Origin of the sequence: Luteolibacter sp., assembly GCF_039920825.1 — a bacterium.
Lineage (GTDB): Bacteria > Verrucomicrobiota > Verrucomicrobiia > Verrucomicrobiales > Akkermansiaceae > Luteolibacter.
This window is the reverse complement of the sequence record NZ_JBDSCX010000078.1, coordinates 1-23379: the sequence shown is the minus strand read 5'-3', so window position 1 is coordinate 23379 and position 23379 is coordinate 1. Positions and strand designations below refer to the sequence as shown.

The window sequence follows — 23379 nt, the reverse complement described above, 5'->3', positions numbered from 1 at the left end:
ACCCATCTTTCAGGGACCTTCAACCTTGAAAACAACAATGAACAAGCATGCTTCATCCCTTTTGATCGCCGCCGTTCTATTGCCGAATCTGACACGGGTTGCCAGCGCTACTACGCTATCCTACAACACCGGCAGCCTTGGTGTCGCCGGTAACGGGACAAACACCGATGCTGTTGTCCTGGACCAGCCAGGAGCTATTGCCGCGGGTGGCGATATGGCGTCGGGCTATACGTTGAACGGCTATACCACGGTTCCTTTTCTTGCCCCCCTGAATCCGGCTGTGGGGAGTCCTTTCACCATTGAGTTCTGGGCCAAGCCGTCGAGTTCGGACACCGATGATGCTCCCGTGAGCAACCGGATCAGCGCGGGCAACCGTTCCGGCTGGGTATTTTTCCAACGGGTCGCGGGAACGGGATGGAATTTCCGAATGTATAACGGAACTGGCAGCGGTTTGGGATGGGATCTCACCGGAGGAACCAGCACTCTGAATGCTTGGAGCCATGTGGTGGCGACTTGGGATGGCAGCAGTGCGAAGCTTTATGTGAATGGGGTCCTCGCCAGTTCCACCAACTCCGGGACCGGGGTTTACAATGCGAGCACCACCGCGGTGCTTTCTCTGGCGATCATTGCCGATGGATTGAGCAGCGGTTACAACGGGCTGTTGGACGAGGTGGCTTTCTACGGCTCGGCTCTATCGGAAACCAAAATCCATGATCATTACACCGCTGCCTCCAGTCCCACTGCCGGGACCTACAGCGCCTTGGTCATCGGGGACGGCGCGCTGGAGTATTTGCAGCAAAACCCACCGTTCGCCAGCATCGCAAAGAGCGGTTTGAATCAGATCGTCACCTTCACCGGGATTCTATCCCAGTCGGAAACATTGGCGGCGGGATCGTGGTCGGATTTGAGCGTCACAAGCCCTTACACCGTGACCCCGATCCCGGCGACACCGAAATTGTTTTTCCGGGCGCACCGCTGATTCTGATAGATGTCCGAGGGGGCGTTATTTCAGCTTTTGGGCGAACTCGTCTTTCTCGGTTAGGGAGAGAACGAAGTCGGTGAGGAGGTCGATGGTGTGCTGGACGTCGTCGAGGTGGGCGGTTTCGACAACGGAGTGCATGCAGCGGAGGGGGAGGGAGACGAGGGCGCTGGGGACTCCTTCGCGGGAGTGGAAGATCTTGTCGGTGTCGGTGCCGGTGAAGCGGCTGCTGGCTTCGTGCTGGACGGGGACCTTGGTTTTGTTAGCGACTTCGATGAGGCGCTTCACGACGTGCGGGTGGTTGGCGGTGCCGTGGGAAATGGTGGGGCCTTCGCCGAGTTTGACGCTGCCGAATTTAGCGGGATCGATGCCGGGGGTGTCGGTGGCGTGGGTGACGTCGAGGCAGATGCAGAGATCGGGCTTGAGGCGGTAGGTGGCCATCATCGCGCCGTTGCCGCCGATTTCCTCCTGCACGGCGTTGAGGCAGATGAGGGTGAAGGCGGGTTTCTTTTTGCCGGCGGCGATGCGTTTCATCACCTGGGCGATGATGTAGCTGCCGATGCGGTTGTCGATGGCGCGCCCGATGAGCCGCTTGTTGGCGAGCTCCATCGGACCGTCCTGATAGATGGCGGGATGGCCGACGCGGAGGCCGAGCGTGGCGACTTCGAAGGCGCTGGAGGCCCCGACATCGACCCACAGGTCGTGGACGGCGGGAGATTTTTCACTTCCTGCCTCGTCGCGGCGGAGGTGGATGGCGGTGTTGCCGATGATGCCGGAGACGCTGCCCTTGTCACCAAGGATGGTGAGACGGCGGCCGCGGGCGGTGGCAGCATCCGATCCGCCGACGCGGTCGATGCGGAGGAAGCCGCGGTCGTCGATATGCTTGATCATGTAGCCGATCTCGTCGGCATGTGCTTCAAGCATGACAATGCGTTCGGATTTTCCCGGGAGCTTGGCCCAGGTGGAGCCGTAGGAATCGCAAGTGACTTCCGGGGCGTAGGATTTGATCCAATCCGCCCAGACCTGCTGGCCGCGCATTTCGAAACCGGTGGGGCTGGGGGTTTCCAGCAGGTGGAACAGGAAATCGCGGTCTTCTTTTTTCATGATGAGGCGCTCGGATGGTGCGCCGCATTTATTCCGTCTGGCGGAGCAAAAAGCAACCGTGCGGAATGGCCGGGTCGAAAACAGGAGGCCGGGTCAGGGAGTTGGCGCCGGGGCCACGGCTTTGGTGGACTGGTCCTGGAAGGTGACGACGCGGGGGCGGCCCGAGGCGGAATCGACGAAGGCGAACATCAGGTAGCGCATGCCGGGGAGGAAGCGCATCATGCTTTCGCTGGCGTTTTTCCAGGAGTCGCCTTGGAGGAATTGGAATGCCACGGGGGCCATGTTGAACTCGTCGCGTTCGTTAGGGCGTGAAACTCCGTGGGAGCCTGCGGCATGAAGCATGATTTTGTTTTCGCCGATCACGAAACGGATGTCCTGGTTGTGGAAATTCGCGACGAAGGCGCCGCCGTCCGGGAAATTTTTTGGGGAGTCCTCGATGACGAAAACCCGCCACGGGAGGGTGCCGGGAGTCTTAGGGGCTGCGACGAAAACCAGAATGGCGGACTTCACGTCGGCCGGGATCGTTGCGGTGGCGGCGGGGGTGCGGTCGGCGGCGGAGAGGAAGCTGAAGGTGTTGGTCTTGGAGAAACAGGGGGATGCCGCGGAGAGCGAGCCGGTGGGCACGGTGACGGAGCTTTCGGCGCCGTCGGCGGATGCTGTTAGCAGGGCGGGCGGAGGGACCTCGGCATTTAGGCTGACAAAGCGGCATTCCACCTTGCGGCCGTCCTCGGCCTTGGCGAAAACCGGATAGAGAAACAACAGGCAAAGCGAGAGTGTGCGCATGGAGAAACGGAAGGGAGTCGCGGGACAGGATTCAGATTTCGTTGGCATTAAGCCAGCGAAATGAGGTGACCTGGAAACGGCGGCCGAAGGTTCTGTTGGCGGTGCTGACCAGGGAGGCGACCGGAGTTTCCACGGCATCGGCGGGGTCGATCCAATCCGGGATGCGTTGAATGACCGCTTCGCAGGTGGCGCTGGCGAGGAGCTTGCCGGACCGGTCCCGGGACTCGCCGTAACCGCGGATGGTGAAGGTGTCGGAGCGGGCGGTGGCGGCATTTCCCAGGACATTGAGAATGTCGGCCTGGGTGAGGTAGCCCGGAGCTCCCTGATAGCTGGGGCCTTCGCCGGCCTTGGAGTTTTTGTATTTGTATTTGGCGGTCGAGCCGGTGGGGATTTCGAAACCGGCGTTGGCGGCGTCGGCAAGTTTTTTGTTAAGATTTGAATCATCGATGGCTTGTTGGAGCGCGCCGCATTGGGCCATTTCATCGGATCCGAGACGACGGTTGACGAATTCCGCCATCGAAAGGAACGGGCCGCGGAGACGGACTTGTTTGACGATGTTTTCCGCCAGGGTCTGCAACTCGGCATCCGAATATTCGCGGGGGCCAAGCCAATAGCCATCGGCAACAGCGGCACCATCGGCCGCGGAGGAGGAGTCCGGGAGGCGCATCCGGCTGATGCGGACTTTGGTGGTGGCCGTGGGTTTCAGCGCGACGAGGCTGGTGGCGATGGCTGCCGCCGTGGAGCGTTGGTTGACGAGGGCCTGGGAATCATGGATGGATGCGAGCATCGCTTTCCATGCCTGCACCGAGGTGGAGTTGATGTTGAAAGCGCCGTTCATCGTCTCCCACGCGGCGATGGTTTTATAAGCGGTGAGCAGGGCGATGGCGGGGGACAGGTCGGCGGCCAATTTTCCGTTAGGCAGCCGGAGCGTGAGTCGCGGATCGTCGAGCGGGATGCCTTTGGAAAAGTCGTCGGCGACCGTTTTGGCGAGTCTTCCGGCAGTTCCAAAATTGCCGGACTGGTCGGCGAAGCCGGAGAAATAGAAGCCGTCATAGAGCGCGAGATTGAGCAGGAACGAGTGATCGAGGTAGTTATAGCTGGTCGGTCCGCTTTCAGATATCTTGTCGGGACTGATCAGCGGGTGGGCCCATGAATTGCCGATCGGTTGGGCGAAACGCGGGAGGTATCCGGAAGAACCGCCGGGATTCGCGCCATTCAGGCTGGCCAAGGTCTGGACCGGTGCCAGCGGGATATCATAGACGGTGCCGAATTTCGTGCCGTTGGTGCTGGTGGCGCCGGAGATGAAAACCGAGCGGTCCTGGGAGTCGATCGACAGGAGTTGGGTCGCGTCGTTTTCATCCACCGGCAGCAAATCGATTTCATGCGAGTGGTTGGCGGGGTGCTCGGTGATGACCTTTTGCGAGGAGGTCCCGATGATGCCGTGGGCAAATGACCAGGGCTTTCCGCTGTAGCGGCCTTCCTTGTTCGTGCTATCCCTGCCGCCCGAGGTGGTCTTGGCCTGTGCGGTCAGCAAGGCGAAGGGTTTGGCATTCAGGATGCCACCGATCGGCGTGGTGGAACTATCCCTGAGTTGGTATCCCATGACATATTTGTTAGTGGCGGTGTCCTTGGGATAGCGCAGGGTCGTTTGACCTCCGGTCGGGCTGAGGAATTCCTGAAGTCCGGTGGGTTTATCATAATCCATTTCGATGGCGGCCACCTTTTTGCCAGCCGCGCTCCCCGCCACCGTGGCGGACATCTGGATGATGAATTTGTTTTTGTTAGGCGGGATGCTCAACGGAGCGTAGAGGACGTGGATCTTGTCATCCCACGCCAAGCCATAACAGCCTTTCCAAATTCCGTAAGGCGGCTGTGCGGTTGCGGGGTCCTCGGACCTGGGGTTTCCGATGGAGGGTTGATTGCCCGCCAGCCAGTCGCAGTCATAGCCAATTCCGAAGCCTCGCCAGCCGGGTATGGAATCCATTTTTGTGGTGATTCCTGTCGCAAGCTGGATATCCCAGAATTTCCGGTCCGTCAGGTCTTGCGCGTAGGTGCGTTTGGGATCTAGGTAAGGGGAGAACAGGATGACCTCGCCGGGTAACATGGTGAAGAGGGACCCGCCCACCTGGTTGTTGACTTTGGTCTTAAGTTCCATCCCGAAGACCTTGCCTTGTTGGGAATCCTGATTGTCGTCGGTCATGGATTCGAAGGGAACGAGGCCTTTGCTCAGCGGCACATCATTGCGGAATACCTGCATCGCGAAGGGCACGCCGATGAACTCCAGGCGCAGGGAGTTGAATGAGATCGCCACATTGTAGGGGTTGTGGAGCGTGACAATCGGAGTGTAGAGGAGGTGCAGATCGTAGTTATACTTTGTCGATCTGAACCATCCGTCCTGCGGGCCATGCATGTTAGGTGTCTTCTCGGCAGTGGTGAGCGGTCTTTGGATGTTGCCCGGCAGGTTCGGATAGATATCGCGGCCGATCAGGCTGAACAGCATCTGGACCTTGGCGATGGTGGGCATGAGCACCACTCCGGCGGGCGGCGCGCGGGTTACGAAGGTGGTCGGCGGATTTCCCGTCAAGGTTGTCGCGCTCCAACTGGGAGGTGCCTTCGCCTTGAGAACGGGCACGTTGTTCACACGAGTTAGATTGGCGATGTCCTTGTAAACGGTGGCGAATTGCTGCAATGACTCCCAGCGCGGGTCGGACGGACAAACTCCGGATGGCAACACCTGCCGTGAGGCGTAAACGCCTTTTCCCGAATACTCCGCAGGCAACGCTATATTGGTCATAAGGTGGAAGTCCTGCCTGAGGCCGCCGCGGGCGGTGTCGGTAAACAAACCGTTGGAGACGGTGGTGACATCGTGGGCGAGAGGCTTCAACGCGGCCGGGATGGTCTTGCCCGCAAGCCGCTCTGCTGCCAGTGAGAAATTGAGAGGGGAAATGCCTTTGTCCAAGGCTGCCGCGTCGGGCGCGCTCTTTTCGAAGAGCTTGCGGTCGAGGCCGTTGAGCCCGGCGATGAACTCCACACCCGGGCGCTCGCCCGTGCCGAGTTGGACGGTTTTCTGGGCATTGGTGACGGCGTTGTCGGCATAGTGGGTGTTGATGCGGACCTTCACGCCCTCATCCATCACCGCCCACGCCAAGGCTCCGGGAGACGAGGTGATCGGCACTTTGTTCGCCGTGACCATGGCCTCGGCCGCCGCGGCATCCCCTAACGTACCCTTGCCCCAAAGCGTGACCGCGAGCGGCGAACTGGCGGGAGCGCTGGTGGAGAGCGGTGCCTGCCCGGCGAATCCGATCCTGGCGTTTTCCGTAGGATCGCCGGAAACCAGCCAACTGCGGAACCGGCCATCGCGGGCGGTCTTGACATAGTCGGAAGCCTGCGTGGTGGGTTTGATTTCCCAGGAATCCCAAACACCGGTGAGCCGCGGGTTCGCGATTTTTTCATCGATCACGTCGGCCCGCGCGGTGACCCGCTGGTCGGGCCCGGCATTTTTCTGAAGGTCGCCGATGGCCAGCATCAACGCCACACGCGCATTCGCCCGGGCCACCGCCATGGCATTTCCCTGGCTCGACGAACGCAGTGAAATGCTCGACAGCGTCAGCAATCCGACCGCGATCACCGTCAGCAGGATCATCAGCGACAAGGTCACGATCAGCGCGAAGCCGGGTTGGAGCTGTTTGTCATATGCGAGTCCAACGTTAGACTGTTTCGTGGATTTCATGGGTTTGAAATATGTCTTGTGAACCCTCAACCGTTTAAAAGGAATCCGAGTTCATGTAAAATGCAGCAAGTCGTAATTACAAAGTAAAGAAAATTCCGGTAACAGGATCTAAAATGCTGATACTTGGTTTTTGTCGGCAAGCGGTGCCGATGAGGTGATCCTGTTTACGGCAAATGGGCTTCAGTTCGTTGCAATTAAATGCAACATAACAAGCGGCTCAAAAATGTAAATAGAGATAATCAGGCAATTTACCCGCACCGGTAGTTCGCTTAAATCAGCGGCTTTACCGGTGATCATCAGGCCGATTTCCCCGGATTCATGCTCGCCGACCGACTCGCGCGGTTGCAACCCGGTCCTGAATTTTCCGCGTAGACCGATTGCCAGAAGTCATTTCCGAAACTCACTTGGACGCGTGCCACCCGAGAGCGGTCCGGAGTTCAAGGTTTACCGTGCTCTTGAAGAGGCAATCTAAAGATTGAACTCCGGACAGCGAAACGAGGCTCATCACCGGGAACAGGTTTCGGCAATCTATTCTCGCATACGGTCTAAATACACCGACGGTCAGACGGTGATCACAGCGTCGTCCGAGTACTCACCCAATCTGTCCTTCTGTCCCGAGTCACGGCTTGGCCGGAGCTGCGGGGATGAGATACTCGTCAACGGCGCGGAAGGTGGTTTTTCCTTGGGCGTTGGTGAAGAAAAAGAGATAACTGCGCAGTTGATTGTCGATGGGCCAGCGGCTGGAGCTCAGCAGCTTGTCGCCGCTTTCCTCGCGGGTGGCGAAAGCGATGTCGTAGTAGGTGTTGTCTATGGCTCCGGTGGGGCGGGATTTTTCGGTCTCGCCGGGCTTGAGAATCAGCGGGGAGGTTCCCAATTTCCCGAGCACGGTTTTTTCGGATCGATTGATGAAAAACACGTCGCCGGCCTTGAACGTGGGGTCGTCGGTACGAACGACGATGGCCTTGTAACCGGCAGGTTTGGCCGTCACCAGGATGACGGCGAATGAGTTCCCTTGCTCCGGCAGGGCGATGGTGCAGAGCGAGACTTCCTTGTTGATCGTCTTAAGCACCATCGCGCGCGAGGAAACCGCCACCGGGTCTGATAGAAAGTTCGCCGGCAGCTCGAACTCGGCGGATTTGGTCTCGCCCAGGAGCAGGAACACCTTGCCCAGGTTTTCGGGGACGACTTCCGCTAACAGTCGGACTTGCAAATTTCCGGCGGCGGACTTGGAGGGTGGTTTTTCCTGGGCGATGGCGGGCGAGAGAAGCGCGAGGAGCAAAATGAAGAGGCGGAGGGACATGGGAGACCGGTGCGGATTGGGTTAAGGAGGTGATCAGGCCTCCGAGGCGTTCAGCCAGCGGAACGAGACGATTTCAAAGCGACGACCGAAGGTTTTGTTGAGTGTGCTGATAGTGGTATAGGTCTTTTCCGGCGCGTCCGCCGAGTCAATAAATGTGGCGGATCGCTGGACCACCGCCTCGCACCAGGCGCGGGCGATGACCTTGCCGGTGGCGTCGGTTTTCTCGCCATAGGCGCGGACGAGGAAGGAATCCGAGCGTGCTGATAGAATTGGCGCGATTGGCGTGAGGATGTCCGCCTGTTTGACGATGCCGGGAATGCCCTGTGACATCGGACCTTGCTCGGCCTCCGGGAAGGGGAAGCGGGCACTCGCGTTGGTACCCCGGCCACCGGACTGATAGGCGTCGTTGATTTTTGTATCCGCCGAGTCGAGCGCGTTCTGGATTGCTCCGGCGCGGGCGAGATCCACATCCGATCCGACGCGGCGGTTGATGAAGTCGGAAAGGCAAAGGAACGGGCCGCGCTTGCGGACCTCTTTCACGATCCCGCGGGCGAGCCGGTCGATCTCGTCATCCTTCAGGGCCCGGCGTCCGACCCACTGGGCGGCGTCATTCATGGCGAAATTGCCGCTTCCTTGGGCTACTGACTTGTCGAGGGGACCTAGGAGAGCGCTGACCGGCGTGACGTCGGCGGTGGCGGCCTGAACGGATTCCTTGCCGTTCGCATCGCGGACCAGAACCGGGCGGTCCTTACGCGCGCCGAGCAGGCTTTTCCACGCTTCGACGGAGGTGGAGTTGACGTTGAACATCCCATCCACGCGAATCAGGCTGGCGATGTTGTTGGTGGCGGCGGCGGTGGGAATGGTGGAGGAGAAATAAGTGGCGGCCAGTTTAGTCGGATCCTGTCCGCGCAGATCGGCAACGTAACGGGCGACCGGGAGTTTGGTGGTACCCTCGAAGAAATCTTTGGCGACCTGCTTCTGGGGCCGCGGTTTGCTGAAGGTGTTCACGTTCTGCGGGGCAATGCCGGACAAGAACCAATCGTCCCACAAGGCTTGGTTCGCGAGGTAGGAATGATCTGCCATCGGGCGACCGCCGGGAAGCGTGCCTTCCGTGGTACCTTTGGGCATCATCGACGGGGCCATCGAATTGCCGATGGCGTGGGAAATCTGCGGCAGCAATGGTTCGCGGGCGTTGAGGGTGGCGTAGCCGTACCTCGGTCTTTGCACCTCGAAGCCATTCGCGAATGAATTCTGGAAGGCGGCGAGGGAAACGATCGGTTCGCGCGGCACGGAGTGGGTGGTCACGAAGCTGGTGCCATCCGAGGCATTCATCGCGCCACCGAAGTAGCCGCGGCCGGTTGTGTCTACTTGAAGACTGTCGTTTTGGCTTTTCCAGCCATTGAGTGCCTCGACGGTATACTCATACGGAAGCCAGTCCCGCTCGGCGGGTTTGGGGTCCTTGAGGTCGTAGAAATCGACATGCAATGCCTTGGGATTGAAGCGTGACAGACCGCGGGTCCCGAGTCCCGAGTTCGCCTCCGTTTTGGCGTTGAAGGAAAACAACATGAACGGCATTTTCGCGCCGGAAGTCGGGATCGTGCGGCCATCCGTGAAGGGCTTGAAAATGTTTGGCCGTTGGTCGGCATAATAGCGATCACCCGGCGATTTCGTACCGGGCGTCTCCTCCTTCTTTTCCAGACGGATGGGGTCACTGAACTTCAGGCGCTTGTTACCGAAATCCCAGTCGAGAAACATCCCGCCGATGCCGAGGCTATCGGCTCCACGATCCTTGCCCACATAGTATTCATGGTGGGTGAGCGAAAAATGGCGGGTGTGCATGTTTCCACCTGACAGAACATGGCCGTCGGATCCCGTCGCACCTGCGGTGAGGTTGTTAGGCTTGGCCGAGGCGTAGGTCAAGGTATCCCCGGCGGCGATCGTCACCTTGACTCCGTCGCGCGTCATTGCCTCGATGGCCACGCCATTGCCGAAAAGGAAACCCTTGCTGCCCGCGAGTGCGTGGATGTCAGTTCCCTTGGCGAGAATGTTCCCGCTCTGCGACATCTTGATGACTTCTCCCGGTTTGAAAACGAGCTGCTGCAAGGCACCGACCTCGAGGCTGAGGAAATTGCTGTCGGCCTTTGAAATGCTGGCGATCGGACAATCCAGCACCTGGCCATTTTTCTTGATGCTGAGATCATAAGGAACGCTCCAGTATTTGACCGTGAAAACCACCCCTTGAGGCACCACCACCGGCACATCGAGGGGATTCCAAAAGGTGATGATCGGATCGGCGACAATGTGGAGAAGATTTTCACCCGTACTGGTGGGACGGGTCTGGAACGACAGCACCAACTGATAGCTGATGATGACCGGTTGTTTGAAATAGAACCAGTCGTCTTCCCGGCAGGCTGCGGCTGAGCCTTCAAGCTGAAGGTAAGGAGTGCCCGAAGTCATCGACCCGCCGGTGGTGAAGTTCGCGGTTCCAGCTCTTCTCATGCCCTTGTTGGCGGTATTGCTGGTCGAGTAGAGATTGTAATAAGCCCATAGTTCCTGAAGGTTGATCCCGTTCTCCCCCTGAACCTTATAAAGCACGTTGTTGGCGTTCGTGAGGGGCAGGGGCGTTTGACTGCTGTTTGTAGGCCGTTCCAGTTCCATCGACAGATCCTTGCGGAAGCCGCCCTTGCGGACGTTGGTGATGAGGCCGCGGCTCTGGGCGGTGAAGTCATGATAGAAGCCACGGACGTTTGTCGGTTTGTCCGCGAGCAGCGAACTGCTTTGCAGCGAGACGACATTTGCCAGCAACGGATCGGTGGCGACGACCTTTCCAAAAGGCGTGGATTTGCCGGTGGTGGCGGCCTTGAGATTGTAGGAGGGCACCGCTTGCTGGTCGAAGCGGGCGTCCGCGATTGCCGTCGGGATGGCATTGGCTGGAGCGATCAGCCCCTTCGTGCCAAGATCGCTGACCCACCAGGCGTAACTGCTTTTCACGCCGTTGGTGGTGGTCTGGGTGAGTAGGGGCACGCGGACGGGGTCACTGTCGGGGCCCACGCTGTTGGCAGTGACGATTTCGACGGAGTCCTTGGAATTGGTGCTGATCGCAGTGCCCGCGTAGTCCTTGTTGGTCACTTTGGTCGGATCACCGGAGACGAACCATTGCAGGAATTGAGGCGTCGGGCGTTGCGCATTGGGAAGCGCGGTGAGCCAGGAATTGTAAACTCCCGCCCATTGGCGCTGGGTCTGAGGGGTGGTGGAAACCGATGGATCGGAACCGGTGACTTGATCTGCGGTGGCGGAAATGCGGGTGTCCGGGCCGAGTTGCTTTTGCAGATCGCCGATGGCCAGCATGAGGGCGACCCGCGCATTGGCACGCGCGGTTTGCATGGCATCATTTTGGGAAGACGAGCGCAGGCTGATGCTGGAAAGCGTCAGCAAGCCGACCGCAATCACCGTGAGCAGGATCATCAGGGACAGGGTGACGATCAGTGCGAAGCCACGTGGATGGCGGCGAACCGCAGTGGGTGGCAGAGGAAAGCGCGTGCGGATTTTTTTGGATTTCATGGGTTTGGAAGATTCCAAAGAAGGGAAAAGAAATTCAGGGGTCCCAAGGGGCAAAAGCCTCAGGTGGGTTTTGTGGAATGAAGACGGGTATCAGATTTGAAAGCCGTGAAGTGGGGGGCGGAATCCGATGGGTTTTTTTCAACTCCCTTCCCCGCGGATGAAATATGACTCATGGACAAATCCATAAATCAAAGCGGGAGTCAATGTAATTACATGGTAAAAGCCAAATTGTTACCCGCCCGGATTTTTCGACAGCACGAAACTCTCAGGATGAGGTAACCATCAAAAGCCAATCGTTATTGTTTTACTATTCCCCATTCAGGTTAATTCCCATGCGGACTCGCAGTGGTGGGAAGCGAGGTGAGTCCGGCGGACAAGGGTGAGAATTCTTTGGGTTTCATCCATGGGAGCGGGTGTTTTTGTGGGTCCAGGGCGGCATGGAACTCGCCTCCCTAGTGTATGGCGAGTTTCTCTGGCAAAACCCGACACGTCATTTTCATGCATGCGAAAATTTCCCGTTCCTTGATCTGCTTATTAATACCGGGATTCGCCCCAGGTTAGCGTGCACGGATTGGATATCCGGGAAATAAATGACCCGAACTCCCCGGCAATGGCCTATCACGTGAATAAGTGATGGAGAATCTCCCCGGACGCTCGGGGAGGGATGCCAAGTCAGAACGCTCCGTTGAGCTTGCGGCCGATCCAGAAAATGCCGAGCAAGATGACCAACGCCGCGACGGTTGCCCAGTGGGACCAGAGCGGGATGCGGTTTTCGAGCGGACGTGGCTCGGGCAGGGCGGTGATTTCCTTGATGAGATCGGCGAGCTGCGCGGGCTGGATGATCCGGCCGCGCGAAACCTTGGCCATTTCCTCAAGAACTTCCGGTCGCGCGGGTTGGCCGGTTTTTTCGAGTTCCGCGCCCTGGGCGAGGATCGTGGTTTCGAGCGGTTTGTCCTCGGCTCCGGTGGCGGTGGCGCGGAGTTTCCACGCGCCGGGGATGTCGGCCTTGAAGCGTCCGCTGAACGCTCCCCAGGCGGTTTCATTTTTCTGGAGCTCGACGCGTTGGGAGCGCCCGTCGGGTGAGGTGATGTCCACGGTGACGCTGCCTTCCTTGAGCGGCGCGCCGTTGGGATCGAAAGCGTTGGCGTTGAGGGTGACGGTGGCGCCGGGTTCCGGCCGCTCCGGATTGAAAAACAAACGGACGCGGTGGCCGGCGGCCATGTTCCGCTGATAGGACATCCAGCGGGCGACCTGGCCCCAGAACCGATAGTGATAGAGATCCTCGACACCCCGCCGCCAGCGCCATGCGGAATCGATGCCCATGAACAGAACCTTGCCGGTCCCCGCGGGCTTGGTGACTAACAGCGGAGTAGGACCGTATTTCCCACGACGGTTGTTATCGACGGCGAGGACTTCGGCTCCGCCTTTGGCCTTGATGACCGCGGCGTGCCAGTAGAAGCCGGGCAGGCGGCGCCAGATCTCCGGGTTTTCCTCCTCATTGTCGCCTAACATGGTGAGCAGCGACGCGCGGCCCTCGGTGGTGAGGGTGAGGGGCGAGGGGATGGACTCGGCGATGCCTTTTCGGTTGGCATCGTCCAGGATGACCGGCATGAGATCCGCTAGATCGGTGTCCAGCAGGGTGAATTGGTTGCCCTGCGATCCGGGCATGAAAATGAGGCCGGATGCCTGGTTTTCCACAAGCCCGCGGATAAGGGTGCATTGTTCCTTGGTGATTTGGCCGGTGCCGACATCGCCGATGAAAATGACGTCGTATTTGGCGAGGTCTTCGATCTTCGCGGGGAACTCCTTGAGGTAATCCTTCCCCTCGCCCATGCCGAGCGCTGGGTGGAACAGCAGGCACGAAAGCTCGACGCCGGGATCGCGGGAAAGCGCGTTTCTCAGAAAACGGTATTCCCAGCGAGGCAGGGTTTCTATCAGCAGGACGCGGATTTTTTCCGGGCGTCCGGCGATGTTGAATTTCCGCGAGTTGTTGGATGCGACCAACTCGCCATCGGCCACGGGGATGGACAGTTCCAAGGTGGAAGTGCCTTCCTTTTCCAAACGCCAGAGGATGGATTCGTAGGTCTCCGAGTTTGGCGGGATGACGATGTCCTTGGTCCGTTCATGTCCGGCTTCGTCGCGCAGACGGACAATGGTGCGGACCTGGCGGTCGAGCGAGGAACGGATGGTGAAGGGGATCTGCACGTTTTCCCCGACGATGCCATAGGTCGGCGCAGTGACTGATAGAAGATCGAGATCAGGCAACCGCACCTTGTTGCCGACAGGGATCGGGAAAAGCGGCACGCCGCGAAGGCGGAGTTTCTGTGCGGCGGCGACCGGCGGCTGGCCGAAGTTGTAGTCGCCGTCGCTGAGCATGACCACAGCGCGGAGGTTGGTTTGTTTGGCCAGCAGATCGGCGAGCGGTTGTTCGAGATCGGTGCCGGCGGTGGCTCCGTCAACCGCTGGCGGAGTGGCGAAAGGGGTGGTGGTGACTTCGTTCGCGCCTTTGGCTTCAAGCGGTTTCCACAGATCGGAAGCAAGGGCCTTCTTCACCCAGTCGGCGCGGGAGACGACCTCGGCCTTTTCGGATAGATCCGGTGGCAGGGTGGCGTCGATGGTGGTCATCGACTTGGAATCGTCCCAGAGGATCGCGATCTGCGGCTTGGTATTCGGATGAAGCGTGGTGAGCCACTCCGGTTGCCAAAGCAGGATGACCACCGCGAGCGCTGCTAGAAAACGCAGGCATTCCAGCACGGCGGTGCGACCGCGATGTGGACTGCGTTTCCATGAAATCACGGACAGCACGCCGACGAGGATCAAGGCGATGATGCCGATCCAGAGCGTGAGGGGAGTGGGTGAGAGGTGGAGCACTAAATTTTAAGCAATAAATTCTAAACGGAAGAGGAGAGGAATTCGTCTCTGAAGACGCCATACTCCACAATGTCCATGGGCGCGCCATCCTTGATGACGTGTTGTCTGAGAAATCCTTCCTGCGTCATGCCGGATTTCTGCATGACACGTCCGGAGGCGGGATTTGCGGCGAGATGGCGTGCGTGAATTTTGTTGAGAAGCAGTTCTTCAAAGCCATAGCGCATCAGCCGTCTCGCCGCATCGGTGCAATAGCCTTTGTTCCAGAACGGCAGTCCCATCCAATAGCCGAGAGTTCCCAATTTGTTTTTGACGTCCAGATGGAGATTGATGGCACCATGGAGCTCTCCTTCTTTCGAGCGGATGGAAAACACGACATTGCGCTGCTCCAGAAAAGCGAGCAAGTGAGATGAAATCCACTTTTCCGCCAATCCATTCGGATAGGGCGACGGGATGTGTTGCGTCACGCGGGCGATTTCAGGATCACTCACATACAGCTGCACAAGCGGAGCATCAGCCATTGAAAATGGGGCCAGGATGATCTTTTCGGCACTCAGGGTGGGAATCATTTGCGTGGGCTAACAATGAGTGGAATTAGGCAACTGCTTTTTTCGGCAGCACCTGCGGATGCGTTTTCTTCGGTAAACAGAGGAGGGCTTCGGAGATCAGGAAAAACAGGACGGCGATGAGAAACGCCCGCCATGCGTCACGGGAGAGGGAGGGGTCGTTGGCTTGGCCGGCTTGGTCGAGCAACGTGTAATGGGTGCCTTCGAGCGCGTCGTCGAGCGCCTCGCGCGAGATGATTTCCAAGTTGTCTTCCTGAGCGGGGCGGTTGACAGCTAACAGCCGCTCGCCGAGGCGGAAGATGCCGGCTTCGTAAGCGGCGTTGGCGGGATCCGGCGTGCCGTAGTCGTCGAGGCGGGTGCGGGTTTCGCCGGAAAGTGGTTGGGCTGCATCGCTGCCGACGGTGGTCAGGTAGGAGGCGTCGAAGCGGTCGGCTCCGGCGGCGACGATGCGTTGGACGGCTGGCAGGAGGACATCGGCGTCGCCCATGTTAGACCAGGTATAGTCGGGCAGCGAGCCGATGAACCACGCGGTGCCGTGATCGACGATGCGGCGGGTGATGAACGGCTCGCCATCTTCCCAGCGGGCGAGGGCGGCGGCGTCTCCCTGGGGAATCTGGCGGCGGATGGACTTCAACCGCTCGGCCGGGATGGGTGTGCCGTCGATGCCGTCACGGAGCGGGCCGTCGTTGTGGTTCCAATCCTTGAGGATGAAAAATTTCCCGGCGGGAGCTTCGGTGGCGTTGGACCATTTCAGATCGACGAAAGTGGCGTCGGACGAAATACCGGGTGGAAAAAAGATGACGTGGCCGCCGGATGTTAGGAAACGATTGAGGATGTCATACGCGGTTCCCGTGGGCAACGGAGCGGCCCAAAGAATGGTGGCGACGTCTCCGGTCTTGAGAGTGGCCGCGTTGGCGGGATCGACACGTTCGACCGTTTGATTGCCGAAGCCCGGCGGTGCGGCGGCAAGGGCGAGGTAATCGGCGGCTTCGCCTGCGGGGGCGACGACGATCGATTTGACCGGGCGGGCGGGGCCGTAGGCGAAGAAGGTGGAGTTGTCGCGGGAATTTCCATCGGCGGGGATGGAGAGCCAGCCGGAGCCGGTTTCGCTGCCGGCCGGCAGGGTCACGCGCTTTTGAAAGCGGAGGGACTGGCTGGGGAGGGTCAGCGTCTCGGTGGTGCGGCTGCCGTTGAGATTGGTGGTAAGAGGAATGGTGGCGGTGCCCCGTGCGTCCTCGGCGCGGAGGATTTCGAGATCGAGCAGGATTTCATCGCCGGACCGGCGCGAGCCGAGCACTCGGACAGCGGTGTTAGGCGCGGCGGGGCCGGTGAGGGAGAGCACCCGGATCGCCGGTTTCTGCGGGAGCATGGCGAGGCTGGCTCGGGCGGCGGCCCAGCGTTCGTCTTCCGGATGCCAGTTGGATGCCTGAAGATCGGAAGCGAGCCAGACTTCGGCGCGGCCGGGCGTGTCCGCCAGGAAATCCGCGGCACGGTTGAGCAGTGTGGGGAAATCTGCGGCGGTGTCGGTGGGTGAAGTGGAGGAAAGGTCCGCAAGGATGTCGGGCGATGGGACTTCCTGCGGCATCTTGCTGGCGCTGTCGATCAGCACGAGCCGGGCACTGCCGAGGCTTTTCATCGCATCCCGGACTTTTTCGATCACGATCTGGCGGCGTGAATCCAGACCGTCACCGGGTTTGGTTTCCATCGATGCGGATCGGTCCAGCAGCAGGACGACGGTATCGATGGAGCCACCGCCCCAGCCGATGAGGCCGGAAACGATCGGCCGCGCGGCGGCGAAGGCTAGAGCGGCGATGGCCAGCGCGCGGCACGTTAGAATCAGGATGTGGCGCAGCTTTTTCTTGCCACGTGATTCGCGGGTCGCCTTGAGCAGGAACTGCATCGCCGCCCACTGGATCGTCTTGTGGCGGCGGCGGTTCAGCAAATGGATTGCAATGGGAACCGCCGCGGCGAGCAGACCCCATAACAACAATGGATTGAGAAAAAGCATGGGTGGCTGGATTTACCGCAAAGGCGAGATCGCCAAGGGCCGCGAGGGGGATGCAAGGTGGGTTGTCATGGAAATGGTGGCTACGGGAAGGTTTCCTCGTCGACGTGTCGGGAAAAGTCCATGGACTCGTGGAGGATGCGGGCGATTTCCACGCTGTTCCCGTTCACTCGATAAAAGATCAGATGTTTGGCGACCCGAAATACACGGCAGCCATTGGCTAGATCGTCTCTGGTTTTGCTGCCGGGGAGGATTGGGTTGTTCACGATGCGGGTTTTGGCGGTTGCAAGAAGTTGAAAGTAAACGGCTCCTTGTTCCATTCCCCAAGTTTTGATGGTGTAGCGAAGGATTTCGGCAAGATCCCGTTCCGCGAATTTGGATAGCCAGTAACTGCCCACGGAATCAGCTTTGTTTGATCTCCGACATCACTTCTGCGGCGATTTGCTCGAAGGTTTTGTCGGAAAATTCTCCCCGGTCCAACGCATCAAAGCCTGTTTGGACCTCGCGTTTCAAGTGCTCGAATTTCAGCGCCACCAAGGAATCGTAGTCCTCTTTGGAGGTGAGCACAAAGGCCGGGCGACCGTGTTTCGTGATGGAAACGGGACCGGTGAGGGCGCTGTCGAGGACTTGGCCGAGTTGCTGTTTTGCGGTGTTGGCGGTGACGGTTTTCATGGCTTCGGTTTGATCCAAAATGGACGAAACGGATGAAATGGCAAGGTTAGTGTTTTGATTTAGGCAGTCGAGCCGTCAGGAACTCGCGCAGTAGCGGTTCCAACGGCGTGTCAGTGGTGACAAGTTGGTAGTCGGCGGAGGCGTCGTGGCATTTCGCGCGGACCGCGGTGAGGAAATCGCGGAGGGCTGCCTTGTATTCGTCGGCAATGAGGTTGGGTTCGGCGACGAGGGCGGTGCCATCCTCGAGATCGACGAAACGATGCGGGCGGTCGAATTCGAAACCGATTTCCAACGGATCCATCAGGTGGAAGACCGAGATGTCGTGCTTGCGATAGCGAAGGTGCTGGAGCGCGTCGCCGAGGGCGGCGGTATCGGTGAAGAGATCGGATAGAATCACGACGAAGGCACGCTGGCTGATTTTCTCAGCGATGGTATGCAGTGCTGTTAGTAAACCGGTTTCGCCGGAAGGCTGGATGCTGCCGAGCGTGGTGAAGAAGCGTTCGAGGTGGGCGGCGCGGCGGCTGGGCGGGACTTCGATGTGGAGCTTGTCGGTGCAAATCGAAAGCCCGGCGGCATCGCCCTGATTGACGAGCAGGTAGGCGAGCGATGCTGCAATGCGGCGCGCGACCTGGATTTTCGCCTCACCATTTCCTGCGAAGTTCATGGATCCGGAAGCATCGACGACGAAGTAGGCGCGGAGGTTGGTATCCGCTTCGAATTCCTTGATGTAAAATCGATCCGAGCGCGCGAAGGCCTTCCAGTCCAACCGGCGCGTGTCATCGCCGGGAACATATTTCCGATACTCCGCGAACTCGACGGATGACCCGCGGTGAGGCGAACGATGCTTGCCCGCGACATTTCCCATCATCGGCTTGCGCGACTCGATGGGCAGCGAGCCGAGGCGGGAAAGCAGAGTGTTGTCGAGGAAATCGTGCACGATTTAGAGTTAAGAGGCCAGAATCAAGAATCAAGAGAGAGTGAAGACGGTGGCTTCAGGTGGCCGATGAAGCCACTGAGCATTCGGGAAATTTCCCGAGTTTCTTCAATCATGGCATCGGTGTTGGTGAATGGTTGGATCTCTAACTCATGGCAGACTTCCCGATGGATCATCAGTTGGGTGCGAAGTTCTCCGCAGGAGCCTTTGCTGTAACTCAGGAATCTTGAGAAATCGGCTTCGGATGATCGCTCTGCCCCTTCCGCAATGTTGGAAGGAATTGAAATGGCGGATCGGTGAATCTGATCTTTCAGCGCAAAATCCCGCGATTTGTGCGAAGCGACACAGACATTGACCGCCAACCGACAGCCACGCTTCCAAACTTCCAGATTCTCGAAATTATGATTCATGGGGAGCTCTTCGTCTTTCTTGATTCTGGACTCTTGCTTCTTGAATCTCAATCCTCCCGCATCTCCTTGATCAGGCGCTCGACGATTTTCTTCGACGTCATCCCTTGCGACTCCGCCGAGAAATTCGTGATGACACGGTGAGTGAGGACGGACGAGGCGATGGCTTCCAAGTCTTCAAGCGACGCCATGTACGCACCACGCAATGCCGCACGGGATTTCGCACCGAGGATCAAATACTGAACCGCCCGTGGACCTGCTCCCCAGCCGACGGTGTCTTTGATCCACTGCGGAGACTCAGGCTCGCCGGGACGGGTCATGCGGACGATCTTCACCGCGTAGTCATAAATGTGTTCGGGAACCGGGACGCGGCGAACGAGTTGTTGGAAAGCGATGACTTTTTCGCCGTCGAGCAAATGGCCGAGGACCTGGCGTGCGGTGCCGGTGGTGGCGCGGGCGATTTCCTTTTCCTCGGCAGCAGATGGGTAGCCTACCTCGATGAGAAACATGAAACGGTCGAGCTGGGCTTCCGGCAGCGGATAGGTGCCTTCCTGTTCGATCGGGTTCTGCGTGGCGAGGACGAAAAACGGCGGCTGTAGTGTATAGGTGTTGCCGAGAACCGTGACCTTGTTTTCCTGCATCGCCTCCAGCATCGCCGACTGGGTTTTTGCCGGAGCCCGGTTGATTTCGTCGGCGAGGACGATGTTCGCGAACACCGGGCCCTTGATGAATTCAAACTCACGCCGTCCACCGACACCGGATTCCTGGATGATATCGGTGCCGGTGATATCGGCAGGCATCAGGTCCGGCGTGAACTGGATGCGGTTGAACGAGAGATCGAAAGTCTGGGCCACCGAGGAAACCAGCAGGGTTTTCGCCAAGCCCGGAACCCCCATTAGCAGGGCGTGGCCACGTGCGAAAAGGCAGATCGCGAGTTGCTCGATCACTTGCTCCTGGCCGACAATCGCCTTGGCGAGTTCCGCGCGGAAGGATTGGTAGGTTTTTCCAAGTTCGTCGATGGCGGCGACGTCATCGGGTGGGAGTTGATGGCCGGGGTCTTGAATGGAATCCATGGGTGATCTGCAAGTGCAAGCGAAGCTATGAAGCGTCCCTGTTTTGTCCAGAAGGGAAGTCCGGCAAAGAGGCTGGATTCCATACTTGGCGGGGAATGGGGAGTTTTCAGGGCGATTGACGTCCGAAACCGCCGGAGTTCGGAGAAAATTTCCATTTACCGCTTGCCAGCCCCCGGCACTCTGCTAAATCACCCGCCCCGCGGAGTCTTCGGAGAAATCCGGACTTCCGCGTGGTCACGCGAAATCACGCACATTATGGCACGTATCCTAGGCATTGAAATTCCCAATGAGAAGCGCATCGAAGCTTCTCTGCCCTACATGTTTGGCATCGGTCGCCCGACGGCGGCGAAGATCCTTGAACACGCAGGGATCGACCCGAACATCCGCACCGGCCAGCTCAGCGAGGACCAACTCGTTCGCATCTCCCAGGTGATCCAGGCTGAAAACATCATTGTCGAGGGTGACCTCCGCCGTGAACGCCAATCGCAGCTCAAGCGCCTCACCTCCATCAACTGCTATCGTGGCATCCGCCACAAGCGCGGTTTGCCGGTTCGTGGCCAACGCACCCGCACCAATGCTCGCACTCGCAAGGGCAAGAAAAAGACCGTGGGCGTTAAGAAGTAATTTTTTGAATCATGTCTGAAGAAACCACACCAAATTCCGCCGAAACTCCGGCGGTTGAGCTGAAAGAAGCTCCAGCACCCGCCACCACTCCTGTCGCTGCGCAAGCAGCCGCTCCTGAAGCCGCCGCCGTTGAAGGCGCGCCGAAAAAGGAAGCGAAGCGCGACATCTTCGCCGAAATCGGCGGAGGCGAGGAAGAAATTAAGATTCACAAGGCCAAAGGCTCGAAGAATATCACCCGCGGTATCGTCCACGTGACCGCGACTTTCAACAACACCCTCGTCAGCGTCACCGACGCCAGTGGCAATGCCATCGGATGGTCCAGCGCCGGCAAGATGGGATTCAAGGGTTCACGCAAGAGCACGGCTTACGCCGCTCAGGTGGTTTCGCAAGACGCCTGCCGTCAAGCCATGGGACACGGTCTCAAGGAAGTTGATGTGCGTGTCAAAGGTCCCGGCTCCGGCCGTGAATCCGCCGTGCGTGCCGTCCAAGGTCTCGGTCTTGAAATCCTCTCGATCCGCGATGTGACTCCGATTCCTCACAACGGTTGCCGCCCTAAAAAGGCTCGCCGCGTCTAATCCAACCTTTTTAGAAATTCTTATATGGCACGTTATACAGGACCTCGCGCAAAGATCAGCCGCCGCTTCGGTGTCTCCCTCTTTGGCCCTTCCAAGGCATTTGAACGCCGCAATTTCCCACCAGGCCAGCACGGTGTCCGTGCCGGTCGCAAAAAGAAGAGCGAATATTCCGTCGCTCTCGGTGAAAAGCAGAAGCTTCGTTTCCAATACGGTGTGCTCGAAAAGCAATTCCGTGGTTACTACGAAGAAGCCGCCCGTCGCCGTGGTGTGACCGGTGTCATCCTTCTCCAACTCCTTGAAACCCGTCTCGACAACGTGGTCTATCGTGCTGGATTCGGCAACACCCGCCAATCCGCCCGCCAGATCGTCAACCACGGCCATATCCTCGTGAATGGCCGCACCGTTGACATCGCCTCCTTCCAAGTGAAGCCAGGTGACGTGATCAAAGTCGGTGGCAAGCCTTCTTCCCAACAGCTCGTGCTTCGCATGACCGACCTCACCCAGGCTTCCCCGGGTGTCGATTGGCTCGACACGAACAAGGACAAGCTCGAAGCCACGGTTTCCCGTGTCCCCGAGCGTTCCGACATCGACCCGCTCGTCAACGAGCAGCTCATCGTCGAACTTTACTCCCGCTGATCCGGCATTCGCCGAAATTGGTTTTCAAAAACGTCCGGACGAAAGTCCGGGCGTTTTTTGTTTTCCGGGTGAAATTTGGTAGCAAACGCAACGAAATCTAAAACGGAAAATGGAGCTGTGTTAGAATTGTTCCGATCCGGACCTCCACATTCATCACGAGGAAATTTCACGCCTTCCTTGCTATGGGATGCGGACGGCGTATGGTCGCCGCCGAGCCAGTCATGACGCCGTTTTTAAGGAAAATCCTGGGGATGAATTGGGTGCTCGTGCTGGTGATGTACGGGCTCCTGGTCTTCGGCGTGTTCATGATCGAAAGCGCGGCGCGGCATCTCACTGTGTCGAAAGCGGCCATGGATCAATTCGGCAGCGCGGGGGCCTATTTCGCCTCGAAGCAAAAGAGTTTCATCCTGATCGGAAGCATCGCGTATTTCACGGCAGCCTTCGTGGACTATCGGTGGATCCGATGGCTGGGGATTCCGTTCTATCTGCTGAGTCTTGGCTTGATGGCGGTGGTGATGGTGACCGGGCAGGACAAGGACGTTTACCAGTTGACGCTTCCTGGCGGTCTTGTTTTCCAACCGGCTCAGTTGGGAATCATGACCGGGATTCTGATGATCGCATGGCTGATGCAGGATTTGCCGAAGCTGCATCGATGGTTTGGCGCGCCGTTCATCCGCATTGGCATTATCGGGGTGGTGGCTGCGATTCCGTTCCTGATGGTGATGAAAATGGGCGACATGGGATCGGCGCTGGTTTGGATTCCGGTTTCAATCGTCGCACTTCTAATCGGCGGAATTCCTTTCCGCTATCTCTCCTGCATGACGTTGATCGGTGTGGGGATGCTGCCCTTGTTATATTTCGTGGCTCTGCCGCTGGTGTCGAAACGCGGGCCCGAACGGATCGACACTTGGCTGCGGATGATGGAAGGCCGCGAAGTGGACATTCTCGGAGATGCCTATGCGCCTTATTATATTTCGATGGCCGTTGGAAAGGCTGGCTGGAAAGGCGTCGGCTACAAAGCGACCGTTGAGAACGGCGGGTTGCTGGCGAAGGGGTTCGGCTCGAAAACGACAGCGCACAACGACTACATTTTCGGCGTGATCGGCGAGGAACTGGGTTTCCGCGGCAGTCTGCTCCTGCTAACTGCTTTTGCGCTTTTGATGATCCAGGGACTATTCATTGCGTTTTATAGCCGTGATCTGACCGGGAGGCTGCTGGTCTGTCTGGTGGTGGCGCTGTTCTTCGCGCACATCTTCGAAAGCATCGGCATGTGCGTGTTGATCATGCCGGTGACGGGCATTCCGCTGCCGCTGATTAGCTACTCGGGAACCTTCGTGGTGATCTGTATGTTCCTGTTGGGTCTGGTGCAGAGCGTCTGGATTCACCGGAACTGGAAACCGGAACCCAAGGTGAAAAAGGCCGAAGCTTAGACCGATTGCCAGAAGTCATTTCCGAAACTCACTTGGACGCGTGCCACCCGAGAGCGGTCCGGAGTTCACGGTTTACCGTGCTCTTGAAGAGGCAATCTAAAGATTGAACTCCGGACAGCGAAACGAGGCTCA

Annotated in this window: 18 protein-coding genes; 5 read left to right on the top strand and 13 right to left on the bottom strand. The window is 58.7% G+C overall.

Translation table 11 applies throughout. The features are described 5' to 3' along the window. Nucleotides 1–37 precede the first annotated feature (37 nt). Nucleotides 38–979 (top strand): LamG domain-containing protein, encoded by a 942-nt coding sequence (locus tag ABIQ96_RS22215; RefSeq protein ID WP_348216840.1) that lies wholly within the window; start codon nucleotides 38–40, stop codon nucleotides 977–979. A gap of 24 nt (nucleotides 980–1003) precedes the next feature. Here ABIQ96_RS22215 and ABIQ96_RS22210 read toward each other — a convergent pair whose 3' ends face one another. From ABIQ96_RS22210 to ABIQ96_RS22150, 13 genes are all read right to left on the bottom strand, one after another. Beyond that, a complete protein-coding gene (locus ABIQ96_RS22210) occupies nucleotides 1004–2083 on the bottom strand; it encodes a M42 family metallopeptidase (RefSeq protein WP_348216839.1) in 1080 nt (359 codons plus the stop codon). Nucleotides 2084–2176: 93 nt separating this feature from the next. After that, complete coding sequence (locus ABIQ96_RS22205) at nucleotides 2177–2866, bottom strand: hypothetical protein (RefSeq protein WP_348216838.1); 690 nt, start codon at nucleotides 2864–2866, stop codon at nucleotides 2177–2179. A gap of 31 nt (nucleotides 2867–2897) precedes the next feature. Next, nucleotides 2898–6596, bottom strand: coding sequence for a hypothetical protein (locus ABIQ96_RS22200; protein ID WP_348216837.1), 3699 nt, complete (start codon nucleotides 6594–6596; stop codon nucleotides 2898–2900). 619 nt (nucleotides 6597–7215) lie between these two features. Next, nucleotides 7216–7896, bottom strand: coding sequence for a hypothetical protein (locus tag ABIQ96_RS22195; RefSeq protein WP_348216836.1), 681 nt, complete (start codon nucleotides 7894–7896; stop codon nucleotides 7216–7218). Between the two features lie 33 nt (nucleotides 7897–7929). Next, on the bottom strand, nucleotides 7930–11457 hold the full coding sequence (locus ABIQ96_RS22190) for a hypothetical protein (RefSeq protein WP_348216835.1): 3528 nt from the start codon (nucleotides 11455–11457) through the stop codon (nucleotides 7930–7932). A 672-nt stretch (nucleotides 11458–12129) separates the two neighbouring features. Continuing rightward, on the bottom strand, nucleotides 12130–14328 hold the full coding sequence (locus ABIQ96_RS22185; protein ID WP_348216834.1) for a hypothetical protein: 2199 nt from the start codon (nucleotides 14326–14328) through the stop codon (nucleotides 12130–12132). A 20-nt stretch (nucleotides 14329–14348) separates the two neighbouring features. Further along, the gene (locus tag ABIQ96_RS22180) at nucleotides 14349–14894 is read right to left on the bottom strand and encodes a GNAT family N-acetyltransferase (protein WP_348216833.1); all 546 of its coding nucleotides are present in this window, start codon (nucleotides 14892–14894) and stop codon (nucleotides 14349–14351) included. 25 nt (nucleotides 14895–14919) lie between these two features. Continuing rightward, the gene (locus ABIQ96_RS22175) at nucleotides 14920–16899 is read right to left on the bottom strand and encodes a BatA domain-containing protein (protein WP_348216832.1); all 1980 of its coding nucleotides are present in this window, start codon (nucleotides 16897–16899) and stop codon (nucleotides 14920–14922) included. Between the two features lie 80 nt (nucleotides 16900–16979). Beyond that, nucleotides 16980–17294, bottom strand: a complete 315-nt coding sequence (locus tag ABIQ96_RS22170) for a type II toxin-antitoxin system RelE/ParE family toxin (protein WP_348216831.1) — start codon at nucleotides 17292–17294, stop codon at nucleotides 16980–16982. A gap of 4 nt (nucleotides 17295–17298) precedes the next feature. Next, the gene (locus ABIQ96_RS22165; protein WP_348216830.1) at nucleotides 17299–17568 is read right to left on the bottom strand and encodes a type II toxin-antitoxin system Phd/YefM family antitoxin; all 270 of its coding nucleotides are present in this window, start codon (nucleotides 17566–17568) and stop codon (nucleotides 17299–17301) included. A 46-nt stretch (nucleotides 17569–17614) separates the two neighbouring features. Continuing rightward, nucleotides 17615–18505: a DUF58 domain-containing protein gene (locus ABIQ96_RS22160; protein ID WP_348216829.1), complete on the bottom strand. Its 891-nt coding sequence runs from the start codon at nucleotides 18503–18505 to the stop codon at nucleotides 17615–17617. 23 nt (nucleotides 18506–18528) lie between these two features. Then, nucleotides 18529–18963 carry a four helix bundle protein gene (locus tag ABIQ96_RS22155; RefSeq protein WP_348216828.1) on the bottom strand — a complete coding sequence of 145 codons (435 nt, stop codon included), beginning with the start codon at nucleotides 18961–18963 and terminating at the stop codon, nucleotides 18529–18531. Next, on the bottom strand, nucleotides 18960–19982 hold the full coding sequence (locus ABIQ96_RS22150; protein ID WP_348216827.1) for an AAA family ATPase: 1023 nt from the start codon (nucleotides 19980–19982) through the stop codon (nucleotides 18960–18962). The genes ABIQ96_RS22155 and ABIQ96_RS22150 overlap by 4 nt, the downstream gene beginning before the upstream one ends. 255 nt (nucleotides 19983–20237) lie before the next feature. Between ABIQ96_RS22150 and rpsM the strand changes: the two genes are divergently transcribed. From rpsM to ABIQ96_RS22130, 4 genes are all read left to right on the top strand, one after another. Then, nucleotides 20238–20606 carry a 30S ribosomal protein S13 gene (gene rpsM / locus ABIQ96_RS22145; RefSeq protein ID WP_348216826.1) on the top strand — a complete coding sequence of 123 codons (369 nt, stop codon included), beginning with the start codon at nucleotides 20238–20240 and terminating at the stop codon, nucleotides 20604–20606. A gap of 11 nt (nucleotides 20607–20617) precedes the next feature. Next, nucleotides 20618–21181: a 30S ribosomal protein S11 gene (gene rpsK / locus ABIQ96_RS22140; protein WP_348216825.1), complete on the top strand. Its 564-nt coding sequence runs from the start codon at nucleotides 20618–20620 to the stop codon at nucleotides 21179–21181. Between the two features lie 24 nt (nucleotides 21182–21205). Continuing rightward, entirely contained in the window at nucleotides 21206–21817 is a 612-nt protein-coding gene (rpsD, locus tag ABIQ96_RS22135) for a 30S ribosomal protein S4 (protein ID WP_348216824.1), read from the top strand. 251 nt (nucleotides 21818–22068) lie between these two features. Further along, the gene (locus tag ABIQ96_RS22130) at nucleotides 22069–23247 is read left to right on the top strand and encodes an FtsW/RodA/SpoVE family cell cycle protein (protein WP_348216823.1); all 1179 of its coding nucleotides are present in this window, start codon (nucleotides 22069–22071) and stop codon (nucleotides 23245–23247) included. Nucleotides 23248–23379: the final 132 nt, after the last annotated feature.